The sequence below is a fragment of the Bacteroides sp. GM023 genome (genome assembly GCF_014750685.1).
Classification (GTDB): domain Bacteria; phylum Bacteroidota; class Bacteroidia; order Bacteroidales; family Bacteroidaceae; genus Bacteroides.
Map to the genome: position 1 here is coordinate 78,784 of NZ_JAAXGE010000003.1, position 16,276 is coordinate 95,059.

The 16,276-nt window shown below is 43.1% G+C and carries 12 protein-coding genes; 6 read left to right on the top strand and 6 right to left on the bottom strand.

What is annotated here, in order from left to right; genetic code table 11:
• Positions 1 to 6 precede the first annotated feature (6 nt).
• Genes HC965_RS06905 through HC965_RS06915 form a run of 3 tightly spaced genes read right to left on the bottom strand, consistent with a single transcriptional unit; the run spans position 7 to position 3,736 of the window.
• On the bottom strand, positions 7 to 2,154 hold the full coding sequence (locus HC965_RS06905; protein WP_191030807.1) for a TonB-dependent receptor: 2,148 nt from the start codon (positions 2,152 to 2,154) through the stop codon (positions 7 to 9).
• Between the two features lie 26 nt (positions 2,155 to 2,180).
• Complete coding sequence (locus tag HC965_RS06910) at positions 2,181 to 2,834, bottom strand: HmuY family protein (protein ID WP_191030808.1); 654 nt, start codon at positions 2,832 to 2,834, stop codon at positions 2,181 to 2,183.
• 17 nt (positions 2,835 to 2,851) lie between these two features.
• Positions 2,852 to 3,736 carry a calycin-like domain-containing protein gene (locus HC965_RS06915; RefSeq protein WP_223854761.1) on the bottom strand — a complete coding sequence of 295 codons (885 nt, stop codon included), beginning with the start codon at positions 3,734 to 3,736 and terminating at the stop codon, positions 2,852 to 2,854.
• Between the two features lie 188 nt (positions 3,737 to 3,924).
• On the opposite strand from HC965_RS06915, the gene HC965_RS06920 reads away from it, so the two are divergent.
• The 6 genes from HC965_RS06920 (at position 3,925) to HC965_RS06945 (ending at position 12,222) form a co-directional block, all read left to right on the top strand.
• On the top strand, positions 3,925 to 4,827 hold the full coding sequence (locus tag HC965_RS06920) for a cation diffusion facilitator family transporter (protein ID WP_191030809.1): 903 nt from the start codon (positions 3,925 to 3,927) through the stop codon (positions 4,825 to 4,827).
• Between the two features lie 50 nt (positions 4,828 to 4,877).
• The gene (locus HC965_RS06925) at positions 4,878 to 6,476 is read left to right on the top strand and encodes an aspartate:alanine exchanger family transporter (protein ID WP_191030810.1); all 1,599 of its coding nucleotides are present in this window, start codon (positions 4,878 to 4,880) and stop codon (positions 6,474 to 6,476) included.
• A gap of 46 nt (positions 6,477 to 6,522) precedes the next feature.
• Positions 6,523 to 6,903 carry a hypothetical protein gene (locus HC965_RS06930; RefSeq protein ID WP_191030811.1) on the top strand — a complete coding sequence of 127 codons (381 nt, stop codon included), beginning with the start codon at positions 6,523 to 6,525 and terminating at the stop codon, positions 6,901 to 6,903.
• Positions 6,904 to 6,997: 94 nt separating this feature from the next.
• Complete coding sequence (locus HC965_RS06935) at positions 6,998 to 9,319, top strand: TonB-dependent receptor (protein ID WP_191030812.1); 2,322 nt, start codon at positions 6,998 to 7,000, stop codon at positions 9,317 to 9,319.
• A gap of 113 nt (positions 9,320 to 9,432) precedes the next feature.
• Positions 9,433 to 9,774: a hypothetical protein gene (locus HC965_RS06940; protein WP_191030813.1), complete on the top strand. Its 342-nt coding sequence runs from the start codon at positions 9,433 to 9,435 to the stop codon at positions 9,772 to 9,774.
• A gap of 108 nt (positions 9,775 to 9,882) precedes the next feature.
• A complete protein-coding gene (locus HC965_RS06945) occupies positions 9,883 to 12,222 on the top strand; it encodes a TonB-dependent receptor (RefSeq protein ID WP_191030814.1) in 2,340 nt (779 codons plus the stop codon).
• Between the two features lie 379 nt (positions 12,223 to 12,601).
• Here HC965_RS06945 and HC965_RS06950 read toward each other — a convergent pair whose 3' ends face one another.
• The 3 genes from HC965_RS06950 to HC965_RS06960 form a co-directional block, all read right to left on the bottom strand.
• Positions 12,602 to 13,879, bottom strand: coding sequence for an OmpA family protein (locus tag HC965_RS06950; protein WP_191030815.1), 1,278 nt, complete (start codon positions 13,877 to 13,879; stop codon positions 12,602 to 12,604).
• A 35-nt stretch (positions 13,880 to 13,914) separates the two neighbouring features.
• Positions 13,915 to 15,876 (bottom strand): hypothetical protein, encoded by a 1,962-nt coding sequence (locus HC965_RS06955; protein ID WP_191030816.1) that lies wholly within the window; start codon positions 15,874 to 15,876, stop codon positions 13,915 to 13,917.
• 117 nt (positions 15,877 to 15,993) lie between these two features.
• A complete protein-coding gene (locus HC965_RS06960) occupies positions 15,994 to 16,188 on the bottom strand; it encodes a hypothetical protein (protein WP_191030817.1) in 195 nt (64 codons plus the stop codon).
• Positions 16,189 to 16,276 lie beyond the last annotated feature (88 nt).

Below are 16,276 nucleotides of genomic sequence, written 5' to 3' on the forward strand. Positions count from 1 at the left end.
TGTTGTCTATTTTTTGAAGAAACGGTCTATGTCCAGTGAGAGACCGAGAGTAAGATTGGTTCCCATTGTAGTGGGGGAGTTGAAATAATAGAAATCCGGTACGTAATCGAACAGGTTGTTTATCGCCAGGTTCATGTTAACTCCTTTGAATACTCCCAGCGAGAAAGTAAGGTCCCATATCATATATCCCGGATATGTGGCAGCATGACTTCCCGCAGAAGGGTTGTTGAAGCTGTCGTTATATACGTTCGTCTTTACCTTAGACAACACACGTCCGTTGAGCGAATAATTGAAATCCAGGTTATCCAGGTTTTTGCCCCAGTCTATTCTTACGGTTGCCGTGTGTGGGCGTGTATCCGTAAACTTCTTTTGACCGTTGCGCATAAATTCATGGATATACGTATATGACATGCGGAAACCCAGCCCGCAGGGATATTTGGCAGAAAGATTGGCATCTACTCCCGCGATGTCCACTTTGTCGGTATTGGTATATATCTGCCCTTTGGGATTGTCGCTGTAAACAGTGTTGATACGGTTGTGTACCAAATTATAGTATCCCGTAACAGAGAAGTTATAGCGGTTCTTGGTGTACTCGGCAGACAGGGAAAAGTTGTGGCTTGTTTCCGATTTAAGGTCAGGATTACCATAAATCATCATCATGTTAGCCATGTTGAACACCATATACATTTCTTTTAATGTCGGTGAACGGAATCCCTGAGAGTACGAACCTCTTAATGAACAGTTACCTATTTTATACATCATTCCCAAGTGTGGGGATAGATGGCGGACATTGGAGTCAGAGAAATAGTCGAATCGCAGTCCGGCTATCACATTCAGCCTATCTGTCGGATTCCAGTCGAACTGTCCGAAAGCATCCACTGTATGCATGGTATAGTCAGCATCGTCCGTGAACTGGTAGGACATCAGATAATCACGCAGGTAATCGGCACCGACAGTCAGTGTATGCTTGTCATTGAAAGTATAATTATAGAGTGCGTGTGCATTATGCTGAACATTGCTATAATCGCGCACGTCGTTTTTATAAAGCATCTGGTAGTCGCTCTTGTCATACTGGTCGAAAGTATAGCCGACTTCAAGATTACTCAATGTATTAAAGGTATAGTTGGCTTTCAATCCACCGCTGAAATCCCGGTATCTGTCTTGGGTATCTCCCGGCTTGTTCCGTTCGCGGAAATAATATCCGGCTCTTGCAGTCAGTTTGAGACTTTCCAACGGATGGTAAATCAACCGCTCCTTGAAGTTCCATACCCGGCTTCCGAATACAGTGGAGAAATCCCCCGTATTGTCCACATTGTAAGTATCTACATTATTATATTGTATATTCGTCAGACTGCTGAATTTACCAGCTTTAAATCCTACGCTACCGCCATATCGTTGGTCGTTATGCTCAGAAAAGCGTGAATTGAGATTCAGATTCCAGGGGTCATCCGATTCACGCGTGATGATATTGATAACACCACCGATAGCACTCGAACCGTAAAGAGTGGATGCCGCGCCTTTTACTATTTCGATGCGCTCCACATTGTCGAGATTCAGACGCTCGTAATCCACATTGTTCAGAGTTTCTCCTGCCAGGCGTTCGCCGTCTACCAGGAACAATACGGAATTACCGCCAAAGCCTTGCATATTGATGGCAGTCTGTTGGTCCATGGAGAAAGTGAACTCGATGCCGGGAAGCTCTGTTTTCAGCAGGTCGGCGACATTGTTGGCGTTTACTTTTTTAATATCGTCCGATGTAATCACCCGTGTGATGATAGGAGCGTCCTTCAGCAGCTTAGGAGTACGGGTACCGGTGACAACAACTGTTCCGAGGTCAACTTGATTCTCAGATAAACGGAAATTTATTTTCTTTCCCTTCTCAGTTGTGATTGTTTTTTCTTCTGTTTGATAACCGACATAAGAGGCGGTGATGATATATGTACCAATTCCGGGTAATTGCAATGTATATGTTCCGTCAGGTGCGGTGACCGCCCCGATTCCTGCTCCTTTGATAGCGATGGTAGAGCCGGGGAGTGGTTCGCCGTTTACATCAGTCACGCGTCCGCTGACGTGATAGGTTGATTGTTGGGCAAATGTGGAACAGGTTGCTATAAAAGAAAAAAATAAGATTGATACGATAAATATATGTTTCATTCCTGGTTATTGTTTTCTTAGTTATTTTAATCGAACTCAATTGGATATGAGAAATCGAAGTCGATGTATCCTTTTATGCCTTTAGCATTGGTGTAGTTGGTAAAACGGATAGCCGCATACGTATTGTCTTTCAAGCGTAACAGGTAGGCTTGGCTGGACATTGTATAGATAGGTGGCATAGTAGAAGTATCCACGTTCAGCCAACTGGATAAAGCGGCATTATAATAAGAGTCTGTATAAACGATATTTCCTTCCATCATGCCGGACATATCAATGGCTATTTTGTTTGTTGTCCATTCGTCTTCGACAAATTTTTCAGCTTCGGGCAGCTTTCCTGCTGCGATAAAATCATCAATGCTCGTATAGGTAGTCTGAAAAGCAGCGCCACCATTAGTCTTTATATCATAGCGGTGAATAGCAAAATCCCACTCTTCGGGAATTTGGCTTTCATATTCTTCTCCGATTTGTACAGTAGTAACTTTACGGGCAGACAGGTCGATGTATGCCCATTCTGTATATTCAACAGTCTTGACCTGTGAGAATTTATTCTCTTTGATTTCCATTTCGGTTTCTATGGGGTCATCATAGATATTTTCAAATATTCCATTACAAGCAGAGAGCGACATAGTCGCTCCCAGTATTATTGTATATTTGAAAATAGCGTTCCTGCTTCTTCTCATTTTTCCAGTCCGATTATTTATTCTACACTTGCTGTTTTGTTTCCGGTAAAGTTTGCAGTTATTGCCATTGGCATGCTACCCGGTTTGAAATCAGTAGTAATAGTAGCCGTACCATCTGCTGCGATTGTACCGCTGAAACTTACCCCTGTGATAGCTTTTCCTGTACTGTCGGTAGATTCATATCCTTCTTCCAGGCTAAGTGAATATGTTCCGTCTGTTTCGGCTGTTACTTTTACTCCACTGATTGTGAAATTACCAAGGCTCATACTACTGCCACCACCTTCTAAGTTGCCAAAACCATTCAGGGTAACGTCTACTGTTGTGTCCGATGCACGTGTGATAACAGCTTTGCAATCAGTGGTTAAACCGTAGGATGTATTCATAACAAATATCTCCAATGAACTGTTATATTGATAGGTAGCCGCTATATTATAAATGAACGGTACTTCTCCTTGAGTAAATACAATTGTCATCTCTCCCATAGGTGCAGGAATACTCACTTTAGCCTTCAGAGTTAACACTTTAGAGTCATTAACGCTACCTTCCAATGTGTAATCATAACTATTGCCTGTGCTACTACCGCTCATAGACATCGCTACTTCACCTGAACCACTGAACGATTTAGCAGAAAGTTTTAAATTATTCAGAGTGAAATCTCCTGCCCCCGACTTATATGCCAGGTTGATAGTTCCATCTTCGTTGGCAGTAATAGTCGCACTTGATTTATCACCCATTAAATAGTCAGAGAACATGTTGCATTCGCCGATTGAATATCCATTGTAGATACCTGCAATTTCTTTTGCAAGGTTTGTATCGTCGTCGTCGTTATCACTGCAAGAAACAAATGTTGTTGAAAGTGATAGTGCCATAAGGGCAACCATCCAAAAGTTTAAGATTTTCATACTTAATTTTGATAGATAATGATTAATTAATTTTTCAGCTGCAAAGTTACTGGGAACTGTAAAGAGAGAAAATACCTAAAAAAAATGAAAAACGCCTATGCTCTTAATCATATGTAGGTATTATGAAAAAGTTTGAACTAAATTTCTTGCTGAATGTTTTTCTATATATGATATAAAAAATACATAATATGGAATCTCATCATCATCACGAACATAATCATCGGTTAACGTCGCTCAATAAAGCCTTTATCATTGGCATTACTCTGAATATTGCCTTCGTCATCGTAGAATTTGGAGTCGGCTTTTATTATAATTCCCTCGGATTGCTATCCGATGCCGGACATAACCTGGGCGATGTAGCAAGTCTTGTACTTGCCATGCTGGCTTTCCGTCTCGAAAGAGTTCACGCCAATAGCCGCTACACTTACGGCTATAAGAAAAGTACCGTACTTGTCTCTTTATTAAATGCAGTCATACTATTAGTTGCCGTCGGCATCATCATTGCCGAGAGCATAGACAAACTGTTCCACCCGGTTTCGGTCGATGGCTCTGCCATAGCCTGGACAGCCGGGGTAGGAGTGATTATCAACGCACTCACCGCCTGGCTCTTCATGAAAGACAAAGACAAGGACTTGAATGTGAAAGGAGCCTACTTGCATATGGCAGCCGATGCATTGGTATCAGTCGGCGTAGTTGTCTCCGGGATTATCATCATGCATACGGGGTGGAGCATTATCGACCCGATTATCGGACTGGTGATAGCTGTTATTATCATTATTTCCACTTGGGGACTGCTTCACGATAGTCTCCGCCTGTCATTGGATGGCGTTCCGATGGGCATTGATACCCAGAAGATTCAGCAGTTGATAGTGGAGCAACCCGGTGTAGTAAACTGCCATCATTTACACATATGGGCATTAAGCACGACAGAAACCGCATTGACCGCCCATATAATCATTGATAACATTACACAAATGGAAGAAATAAAGCATCACATAAAAGAAGTTCTCGAAGAATCAGGCATCCAACATGTCACCCTGGAATTTGAAAATAAAGAGGTTACTTGTAATAAAGATTGTTGTGCGGATTGAAATAAAATCAGTACCTTTGCGCCCTTAAAACAAACTAACCTTTATTTTTTATGTTTACTGACTTATTACACTCCTCTTATTTCTCCGTTTTCCTGATTGTCGCGTTGGGATTTATGCTGGGAAGAATTAAGATTAAGGGGTTATCTCTTGATGTGTCTGCGGTAATCTTTATCGCGCTTCTTTTCGGACACTATGGTGTCATCATTCCCAAAGAACTGGGAAATTTCGGTTTGGTACTTTTTATTTTTACCATCGGTATTCAAGCCGGGCCCGGATTCTTCGATTCTTTCCGTAGCAAGGGAAAGACGTTGATTATCATTACCATTCTCATTATCAGTTCCGCCTGTCTCACGGCAGTAGGACTGAAGTACGCGTTCGACATCGACACACCCAGTGTGGTAGGTCTGATTGCCGGGGCATTAACCAGTACGCCGGGTTTGGCAGTCGCTATCGACAGTACACATTCACCTTTGGCATCCATTGCTTACGGTATCGCATATCCGTTTGGCGTGATTGGGGTGATTTTGTTTGTCAAACTGCTGCCTAAAATCATGCGGGTGGATTTGGACAAAGAAGCACGTCGCCTGGAGATAGAACGCCGCAGCCAATTCCCGGAGTTGACTACCTGTATCTACCGTATCACCAATGCGAATGTATTCGACCGCAGCTTGATGCAGATTAATGCACGTGGCATGACGGGAGCTGTCATTTCACGACTGAAACATAAGGAAGAAATATCCATTCCTACCGCTTCAACCGTACTGCATGAAGGAGACTATATACAGGCAGTAGGCAGCGAAGAATCACTAAACCAACTCGCAGTGCTGGTAGGTGAACGGGAAGAAGGTGAACTCCCTTTGGACAAAACACAGGAAATAGAATCCCTGTTGCTGACTAAAAAGGACATGATAAACAAGCAACTGGGAGACTTGAATTTACAGAAAAACTTCGGTTGTACAGTGACTCGTGTTCGTCGAAGCGGTATCGACCTGTCTCCATCTCCCGATTTGGCATTGAAGTTTGGTGATAAGCTAATGGTAGTAGGAGAGAAGGAAGGACTGAAAGGCATAGCACGCCTGTTGGGAAATAACGCGAAGAAGCTATCCGACACGGACTTCTTCCCGATTGCAATGGGTATTGTACTGGGAGTATTGTTCGGCAAAATAAATATCTCTTTCTCTGAGAGCCTGTCATTCTCACCGGGACTGACCGGAGGAGTGCTGATGGTAGCCCTTGTATTGAGTGCTGTCGGTAAGACAGGACCTATCATTTGGTCTATGTCGGGGCCTGCCAATCAGTTGCTGCGCCAGTTGGGACTACTTCTATTCCTTGCCGAAGTGGGAACTTCCGCCGGAAAGAACCTCGTAGCCACTTTCCAGGAAAGCGGATTGTTGATGTTCGGAGTAGGGGCTGCCATCACTTTGGTGCCGATGCTTGTTGCTGCCATTGTAGGACGTTTAGTATTTAAAATCAGTCTGCTCGATTTGCTGGGAACCATTACCGGTGGTATGACAAGTACGCCCGGCTTGGCCGCTGCCGATTCGATGGTAGACAGTAATATCCCCAGTGTGGCCTACGCAACCGTTTATCCGATTGCTATGGTATTCCTGATTCTGTTTATACAAGTGATAGCTTCAGCCGTATATTAACAGTATTCTGTCTGGACATTGATTGTTAAAAGAAATATTTGTATCTTTGCCGTCCCAAAGCAAAAATGAGGTGAAACGATTGTTATTGAATATTACACGCTACTTCTTGCCGATACTCTTTGTGTCGTATTTGGTAAGTCTTACATTCTTTGCCCACGTGCATGTGGTCAATGGCGTGACAATCGTCCATTCACACCCGTTTAAGAAAGGGGCGGCACATAAGCATTCAACAGTCGAACTGTTGCACATTCACTTCCTGTCTCATCTGACAACGGACGGTGCGGCTGTTGTTTTTGCTCTTACCCTTTTCATTCCTTTTTTATTGTGCCTGTTGCTCAAACGTCCGCAGCATACACATTTTCATGCTCCTTATCATGGAGTGACAGCACTCCGTGCTCCGCCTGCCATTCGTTTTTCTGTTATTTGAATGATACCATTCTGCCTTGTCTTTAGGGATTCAGGTAGGATATTATGTGATTTTTCACGCGAATACTTAACGAAGAACGAATTACAAACGAAAAATGAAGAAATACATCTTTTCGCTTGTCTGCTTGTGCTGTGCACTGTTGCCTGCCCATGGAGGACAAGCCCATGAACATCCCAATCATCCCGAATTACGTAAGTCGGATGCCAATATAATAGGTCATATCCTTGATAAAAACACGAAAGAACATCTGCCATATATCACAGTGGCACTGAAAGGTACTACCATCGGTACTGTCACCGATGTTACGGGACACTACTTCCTGAAGAATCTTCCCGAAGGAAATTTTGTGCTCGAAGTAAGTTCCGTCGGCTATAAAACCATAAGACGCAACGTGACACTGAAAAAAGGTCGCACCCTGGAAGAAGACTTTGAAATAGAAGAAGATGCAGTTGCCCTGGATGGCGTCGTTGTATCTGCCAATCGTAATGAAACCACCCGTCGCCTGGCTCCGACATTGGTCAATGTCGTTGATTTGAAAATCTTTGAGAACACGAACTCTACGACTCTAGCTCAAGGATTGAGCTTCCAGCCCGGAGTACGTGTGGAATCCAACTGTCAGAACTGTGGATTCCAACAGGTACGCATCAATGGACTGGACGGCCCTTATACACAAATCCTGCTGGATTCACGCCCTATCTTCAGTGCACTCTCCGGTGTATATGGCATCGAACAGATTCCTGCCAGTATGATAGAGCGGGTAGAAGTGATGCGTGGCGGTGGCTCGGCATTGTTCGGCTCGTCTGCCATTGCGGGTACAATCAATATTATTACCAAAGAACCGATTCGCAACTCAGGTATGTTGTCTCATACGATTACAGGAATCGGTGACGGAGACGCTTTCGACAACAGCACTTCCCTGAACGCGTCATTAGTGACGGACGACCAGTGCGCCGGCCTATATATCTTCGGACAGAACCGCCACCGTTCCGCATACGACCATGACGGAGACGGATATTCTGAAATTCCCAAGATACACGGACAGACCATCGGTTTCCGTTCCTTCCTGAAAACAACCACTTATTCAAAACTGACTTTCGAATACCATCATATGGAAGAATTCCGTAGGGGAGGAGACTTGTTGAACCGCCCGCCCCATGAAGCGAATGTGGCGGAACAGACCGAACACTCCATTAATGGCGGAGGTGTGAAGTTCGATTATTTCTCACCTAACGAGAAGCATCGTTTCAATGTATTCGCTTCCGCACAGCATATCAATCGCGACAGCTACTATGGTGGCGGACAAGACCTGAATGCTTACGGAAACACCACCGACCTCAACTGGATGGCAGGCTCACAGTATGTTTACAGCTTCGGCAAATGCATCTTCATGCCTTCCGACCTGACAGCAGGAATAGAATTCAACCAGGACAAACTGGAAGATAATATGTGGGGATACAACCGTACAGTAGACCAAAAAGTAAATATCGGTAGTGCCTTCCTTCAGAATGAATGGAAGAACGAACACTGGGGATTTTTGATAGGCGGCCGTTTGGACAAACATAACCTGATAGACCATATCATTTTCAGCCCGCGCGCCAATCTGCGCTACAACCCGACAGAGAATATCAATCTCCGTTTAAGTTATTCATCCGGTTTCCGTGCTCCGCAGGCTTTCGACGAAGACTTGCATGTCGAGAATGTAGGCGGTAACGTGGCAATGGTCGAACTTGCCGATGACCTGAATGAAGAAAGGTCACAAAGTTTGAGTGCTTCGGCAGACATCTACCATCGTTTTGGCGCATTCCAGGTAAACTTCCTCGTTGAAGGATTTTACACTAAATTATCCGATGTTTTCGCCCTTACCGATGGGGAGGTAGTCAATGGTATCCTGACACGAACACGTCACAATGCATCAGGAGCGAGAGTAATGGGATTGACACTGGAAGGAAAGATGGCTTACCTGAATAAAATTCAACTTCAGGCAGGAGTCACTTTGCAACAGAGCCATTATAGCGACCCTCACGTATGGAACGAAGATGCTCCGGCCGTGAAGAAAATGATGCGTACGCCGAATACTTACGGCTACTTCACAGCCACCTATACTCCGATAAAACCGCTGTCTATCGCTCTTTCCGGCACCTATACCGGTTCGATGCTGGTTCCTCACGAACCTGTTCCGGGATTCCTTGAAAATCCGATAACGGTAAATACGAAAGATTTCTTCGACATCGGACTGAAAGCTGCTTACGACTTCAAACTCTATAAGTCAGTAAACTTGCAGGTAAATGCCGGAGTACAGAATATCTTCAATGCCTATCAGAATGACTTTGATAAGGGAGCCGACCGTGACTCCGGTTATATCTATGGTCCTTCCTTGCCGAGAAGTTTCTTTGCCGGCGTGAAGATTAGTTATTAATAATGGTTTAAGAACATTTCAAGTCCTCAAATCATTATATATAGGGATTGATACATCATTAAACAATCCCTATCTTTGTCGCACAAAACTAAACCTTGATTTTTATCTGACGAATGAAACAACTGTATCTGAATATAATGAAATGGTTTCTGCCTGTACTGTTTATCTCGTACATGGCAGGAATCACTTTGTTTACTCACTCCCATGTAGTAAATGGGGTTACGATTGTCCATTCGCATCCATTTAAGAAAGGCAGCGAACACAGTCACACGACTGTTGAGTTCCAGTTAATCCATCTCTTGAATCATGTCCTGACGACAGATAATGGATTATTGCCGCTATTTACCGCTGCCGTTTTATCCTTATTATGCATCCTGATTGCCCGTCCGCAGAGTGCGCGTTATTGTCGTACCTGTCTGGGCATTATATCTCTCAGGGCTCCCCCTGTTGCTTAGTCTACATTTTCGGAAGCAGGAATTATTAGATTTAGAATCAACGATTACTTATCGCTGCTTCCCCATTCTTATTACTTCTTTATTTAAACATTTAAAAGATTAACGACAATGAAAAAATATCTTTTAGTCCTGGTCAGCCTGTGTTGTGCTGTGTCGCATGCATTGGCTGAACATCCCGACTACCCTGAATTGAGAAAATCTGACGCGAACATTATAGGTCATGTATTAGATAAAAAAACGAAGGAGCATCTTCCTTATATTACAATAGCCCTGAAAGGAACTACCATAGGAACCGTTACCGATGCTACGGGACATTACTTCCTGAAGAATCTGCCGGAAGGCAATTTCGTACTGGAAGTCAGTTCGGTGGGCTACAAAACTGTTACCCGCAACGTAACCCTGAAAAAAGGGAAAACACTGGAAGAAGATTTCGAAATAGAAGAGGATGCGATTGCCCTGGATGGCGTCGTAGTCTCTGCCAATCGCAGTGAGACAACCCGGCGTTTAGCGCCTACTTTGGTGAATGTCGTTGACCTGAAACTTTTTGAAACGACTAATTCTTCCACTTTATCGCAAGGACTAAACTTCCAGCCCGGTGTGCGTGTGGAAACCAACTGTCAGAACTGCGGCTTCCAACAAGTCCGCATCAATGGACTGGACGGGCCTTACACACAGATTCTGATAGACTCCCGTCCGGTGTTCAGTGCCCTTTCGGGTGTCTACGGACTGGAACAGATTCCTGCCAGCATGATTGAACGTGTGGAAGTGATGCGTGGGGGAGGGTCGGCGTTGTTCGGCTCTTCGGCTATCGCAGGCACGATTAATATTATCACTAAGGAACCTTTACGCAATTCCGGTCAATTATCGCATACCATCACTTCGTTGGGTGGAGGTTCTTCATTCGATAACAATACCTCTCTGAATGCTTCATTGGTGACGGACGACCATCGTGCCGGATTATACATCTTTGGTCAGAACCGCCACCGGTCGGGATATGATTATGACGGAGACGGATTCACCGAACTCCCCAAATTGAAGAACCAAACGGTAGGCTTCCGCTCTTATCTGAAGACAAGTACTTACTCCAAACTGACATTTGAGTATCATCATATGCAGGAGTTCCGTCGTGGCGGAGATATGATGAACCGTCCCCCTCACGAAGCCCATATCGCCGAGCAGCTTCAACATTCCATTGATGGTGGAAGCCTGAAATTCGATTACTTCTCACCGGATGAAAAGAACCGTTTGAGTGTTTTTGCCTCGGCAGCCAATACAGACCGTGACAGTTACTACGGCCCCGGCAATGACCCCTTGAAAGCCTATGGAAAGACTACGGATTTGACAGCTATGGGTGGCGCACAGTATGTGCATACGTTTGATAAGTGTCTATTTATGCCTTCCGATTTGACAGCGGGACTTGAATACAACCGTGACCGCCTGAAAGATAATATGTGGGGATATGACCGTTACACCGACCAAACAGTAAACATCTATAGTGCTTTCCTACAAAATGAGTGGAAGAATGAGCATTGGGGAATCCTGATCGGTGGTCGCCTGGATAAGCACAATATGGTAGATAATGTTATCTTCAGCCCGCGTGCCAACTTACGTTTCAATCCTACGCAGAATATAAACCTGCGTTTGAGTTATTCTTCGGGATTCCGTGCCCCACAAGCCTTTGATGAAGATATGCACATCGAGAATGTAGGCGGAACAGTGGCAATGATTGAACGGGCAAAGGATTTGAAAGAAGAGAAATCTCAAAGTTTCAGTGCATCCGCCGATATGTATCATCGTTTCGGAGCGTTCCAAACGAACCTGTTGGTCGAAGGCTTTTATACAAGACTGACTGATGTTTTTGTATTGGGTGAACCTTACGACCGTGGTGACGGCATATTGGTGAAAACACGTAGCAACGGCCCCGGCGCTAAAGTTATGGGATTGACGCTAGAAGCTAAAGTTGCTTATCTTTCCTTACTGCAAATACAAGCCGGACTGACTTTGCAGCGCAGCCGGTACGATGAAGCGCATAAGTGGCACGATGATGCGCCGGCAGAAAGGAAGATATTCCGCACTCCCGATACATATGGTTATTTCACTGCCACTTATACTCCCATCAAGCCTTTGTCTATCGCTCTGTCAGGAACATATACCGGCAGTATGTTGGTACAGCGTATGGACATCAGCGCTGAGAACGCAAAACTGGGTGAAATGCCCGAAAGGAAGGCGGAAGCAATCAAGACACCACGCTTCTTCGATTTGGGAGTGAAACTTGCTTATGACTTCAAGCTATACAAAACTGTCGATTTACAACTGAACGGCGGAGTTCAGAATATCTTTGAGTCTTATCAGAAAGACTTCGATAGGGGAGCCAACCGGGATTCGGGTTATATCTACGGGCCTTCCATGCCGAGAAGTTTCTTTGCCGGGGTGAAGATTAGTTATTAACTATATAAAAGAACGACTCATGTATTAAGCATGAGTCGTTTTTTATAAGAAAAGCCCGGAACTTCACAGCCCCGGGGATTTTATTCTTAAACATCTCCTTATCCATAGGAAATAAGGGACTTCGCTTTTTGGAGCAAAAAAGGAGATGTTTCAGAAATGTAGCCAAAGGAATACCAATAAAAAATATAGGGAAGTACTCCTTTGCATGATTTTAAAAGTTCAGACTTTCACAAGCCCGAACTTTCTTGAGATGAGTTTCAGCCATTTCCATATATTATGGAAATTCTGAAACAGGGTTTATTTCGTTTTACGTTGAAAGTTCAAATTCTAAATTATTCTTGTTCGGTCTAAGATTCTGTGACTATTAAAGAAGGAACGATCATTTTCTATTTATGATTGCCTTAATGTCCGTTCGCCTGGCTTTCTCCGAGAATCGCAGGTCTTTCTCTATTTTCATATCTTTTCCCATGCCATAGGTGTGAATCCGGGAGCCTTCAATACCTACCTTTACCAGGAATTTCTTCAAAGCTTCCGCCCGTTTCTTTGTAATTTTGGCGTTGATTGCTTCTCCACCGGTATGGTCTGCGAATCCTAAAATATCAATTTGGGATGTAGGATTGCCCATCATCGCCTGAGCTATGGAAAACAATTGGATGGCATATTTATCCGTATCCAAATTTGATTTGCCACGTTCAAAATAGATAGCAGGCAGGTCGGGCAAGCCTTTACAAACTACCACTTCGGGAGATTTCTCTATGACTTTCTTTTCTATGTAGACAGTATCATGGATAATCTTTGTCACTGTACGCGTTGCACGCTTCCATTCCGGCAAATATCCCGGAGCATACATGATGTTCTCTTTCTTCTTATTTGTGCCATTGCCTATTTTCCAAACAACACCTGCCTGGACGGTTATCATACTGCTGTGCTTACAATCGCAAATTGTTTTCACTCCGTCGATGGTATTGTTATTTACCCATATCATGCCCCCTTTCACCTGTAAGTCGATGCAGGAGTTGATTCGATAGCGGACAGCCAAATCGCCGCCTAAGCCGAGATTCAGTTTATTGCTGACTTTGGAGGCAAATTGCTTGTCATCCGACTTCAGCTTTACCGTTGGCGAGAATTTTTGCAGATAGATGCCCGGAGATAAAATCACTCCCCAACGACGGTTGCCGTCACTTCTGCGGAATAGATTCAACAGGTTTGTTTCGAAATTCAAACCGACATTCCACATTTTGATGGAACTGTAAAGATTGCGATAGTATTCAGCGCCTTCAGGAAGGTCGATATTATAATAAGTTTCCGCATTGGGCAGTAAGATAAAACCATCCTCATAGTTTTTAGAACCGGCTTTGTTTACTCCGTAATCTATGGACATACGCACTCCGAAGAGAGGGTTAATCTGATACCCTGCCTGTATGCCGGCCATTCCGCCCCAATAGTTATTCCCCAATGACACGGAGCGGAAATCGCCGGCAAAGAAAGGGATACCGCCATTCAGCCCGACACTCCAATGCGAATAGTCAGCATACATTGCTTTCTTGGAAGGGTAGTTCGCATAGGGGTCTGAGATCTGTACATCTTGGGCTGAAACAGTCATATCCGGCAGATATACCCACCATATTATTGCAGCTATATAACGTAATATTTTCATTTGTATCAATTTTATTGTTTACAATAAATTCGGAATTAGTCTTGATTGTCTTTGTCGCCGAGTTTTACACAGATATAGACATGCTGACCATATTTGGTAGAGTTCTTTTTGGCTTGTAAGCCAATAAATATTTTAACGCCCTTCAGCGTTTTTGCATATTGGGAAGCATCTTGTGTTTGTGTGATAAACCCGCTGCTGGATATGGTAAAGCAATTTGCTAAATTAGCATCCACCACATCATTAGTGGTAGCAGCGGCAGCGATGGAAAAATCAACATTGTATTCTTCTTCAGAAAATCCTGATTTTTTAGCTATAATGGTAGCATCCTCAAAAATGGGATACGGTTGATTCAGGAAATTGCCTTGCTCATTTAAAAAGTTTCCCGAATAAACAATCGTTTCTGAAGAGGGTATGCTTTTTATAACCGTTAGTTTCTCTTCACCACCTTCCTTTGTCTTTTTATAGAAGTCATAAACTACATCTACATCAACAGATTCCGGCGCAACATAGTACACACCCATATATTCAGATAGTCTGTCATTCTTTGAAGCATTGTTGTCCACATCATTCAAAGCAAGAGCTACTTGGAACTTCATAGGAGCTGAGTAATCACCAACATTTTCAATGCCTGATGCTGATGCTGTGATTGTAAAAGTATGTTTCTCTTCATCTGCTATTTTAGACGTGATAGTAAATGTAGGAAGAATGGCAGTCGCGCGGGTTGGAGTGGGTTCTACCGATTTTACGGAAATTGAGAACGAGCCCATTTCAATTGCTTTCGCTATATCGAAAGGTCTGATATCAACTTCCATTGTTAGTTCATAAGTTTGTTTTGAGACATCGCCTTTAGACTCTAGCTTAACATAATTTCCCGTGTACTGTGGAATAATCACCATACTTTGGATGCGGTCAAACAGGCTCTTTATATCTTTTTTTATTGATTCTACTTCCTTTTCTATCGTTGAAATCCTTTGTTCATGCTCTGTAACTACTTCATTCAGTTTTTTAACCTGTGTCTTAACATCTGCCACAATATTGTTTGTAGATATAATGTCGGCTTTGTTTGTTGCAACACCTTCGGACAAATCATTTAAAGCCTGCTTGATATCTTCAATTTCTTTTGCTATTTCAGTCGGGTCTACTTTGCCAATCAGTTCTTCAAGTTCAGCTATTTTTTGACGGTACTCGCTTTCCAACTCATTGAATTTGTTGTTTAACTCTCCGAATTTTCCATCCCACTCCGCATATTTTGCTTTGATTTCATTGATGGCATTCCATAAATCTTCAAACTCGACAGCATTATCTGCCATTACTTGCTCTATTTGGATAGTAAGATTCGCAATCTGCTGTGCAACGTCCTTTATCTCCGACTCATGGCGTTGTACGTCCGTAGCAATATTTTTCACTTGTTCAGTAAGTCCATCTATCTTTGTAGTCAACTCATCTTGTACGCCTGTTAAATCAGCTACTGCCTTTTTCAGTTCGTCAATCTGCTCTTGAGAGTGTTTGTCGCCATTTGCTATTTTTTCTTCCAAGTCAGCTATTTTGTTCTGAATAGCTTCCTGCATATCTTTCAGTGCTTTCACTTGTTCTTCCAATGCATTTACGCGTCCGTCCAAGTGGTCGAGGTGAATGTCAATGCGTTGGATGTCAATAGAAATAGCCAGTAATTTATCATTAAACTGTTGTTCCAAAGACTGAATCAAGTCTTTAATACCAATCAACTCTTCATTGTTATCCGCAATTTTCTTTTCCAGGTTGGCGATGCTTCCTTCCAGTTCCGTTTTCACATCATCCAGTTTCTTCAGAACTTCCTGAATATCTTTTTTGTGTTTTTCCGTAGTTTCAACCTCTTCCAGTGCTTTTTGCAATGCCGTGACTTGTTCGTCAATAAGAGTTACTTTTGAATATAAATTATCCAAACTGATTTCTCCGCTCTTAATTTGGTTACGGATAATTTCCAATTGCCCGTCGTAGTCTTTCTGACAACTGCCCATTATAACATTTGTTGTCCCCAACAAGAACAACACTATAACAAAAATAAAATTGTATTTCTTAATATCCATTTTGCAGCCCTCCTTCTCTCATATCTAATCTTAATTATATTTAATTGTCTAATAAGGTCTTATCCCGCTAATGATGCCACGTTCAAACAGTTCTTTCAGTATGTCCGAATCCACATTAGTTACAGCCCGACTTCCATGTGCAAGTTTATAAATCTTCCAGGGAGAGACTTTAAACTTGATAGCTAGTTCATTATAAACACTGCGGTGTCTTGATTTCCAAAATTTCCGAATCTGTTGTATCATATCACTTTACGATTAATTATACCATCCCTTTTCTGTTACTTTGTAGGTAACAGAAAAAAACGTTATTCGTGCTTTTTCGGAGGAATTA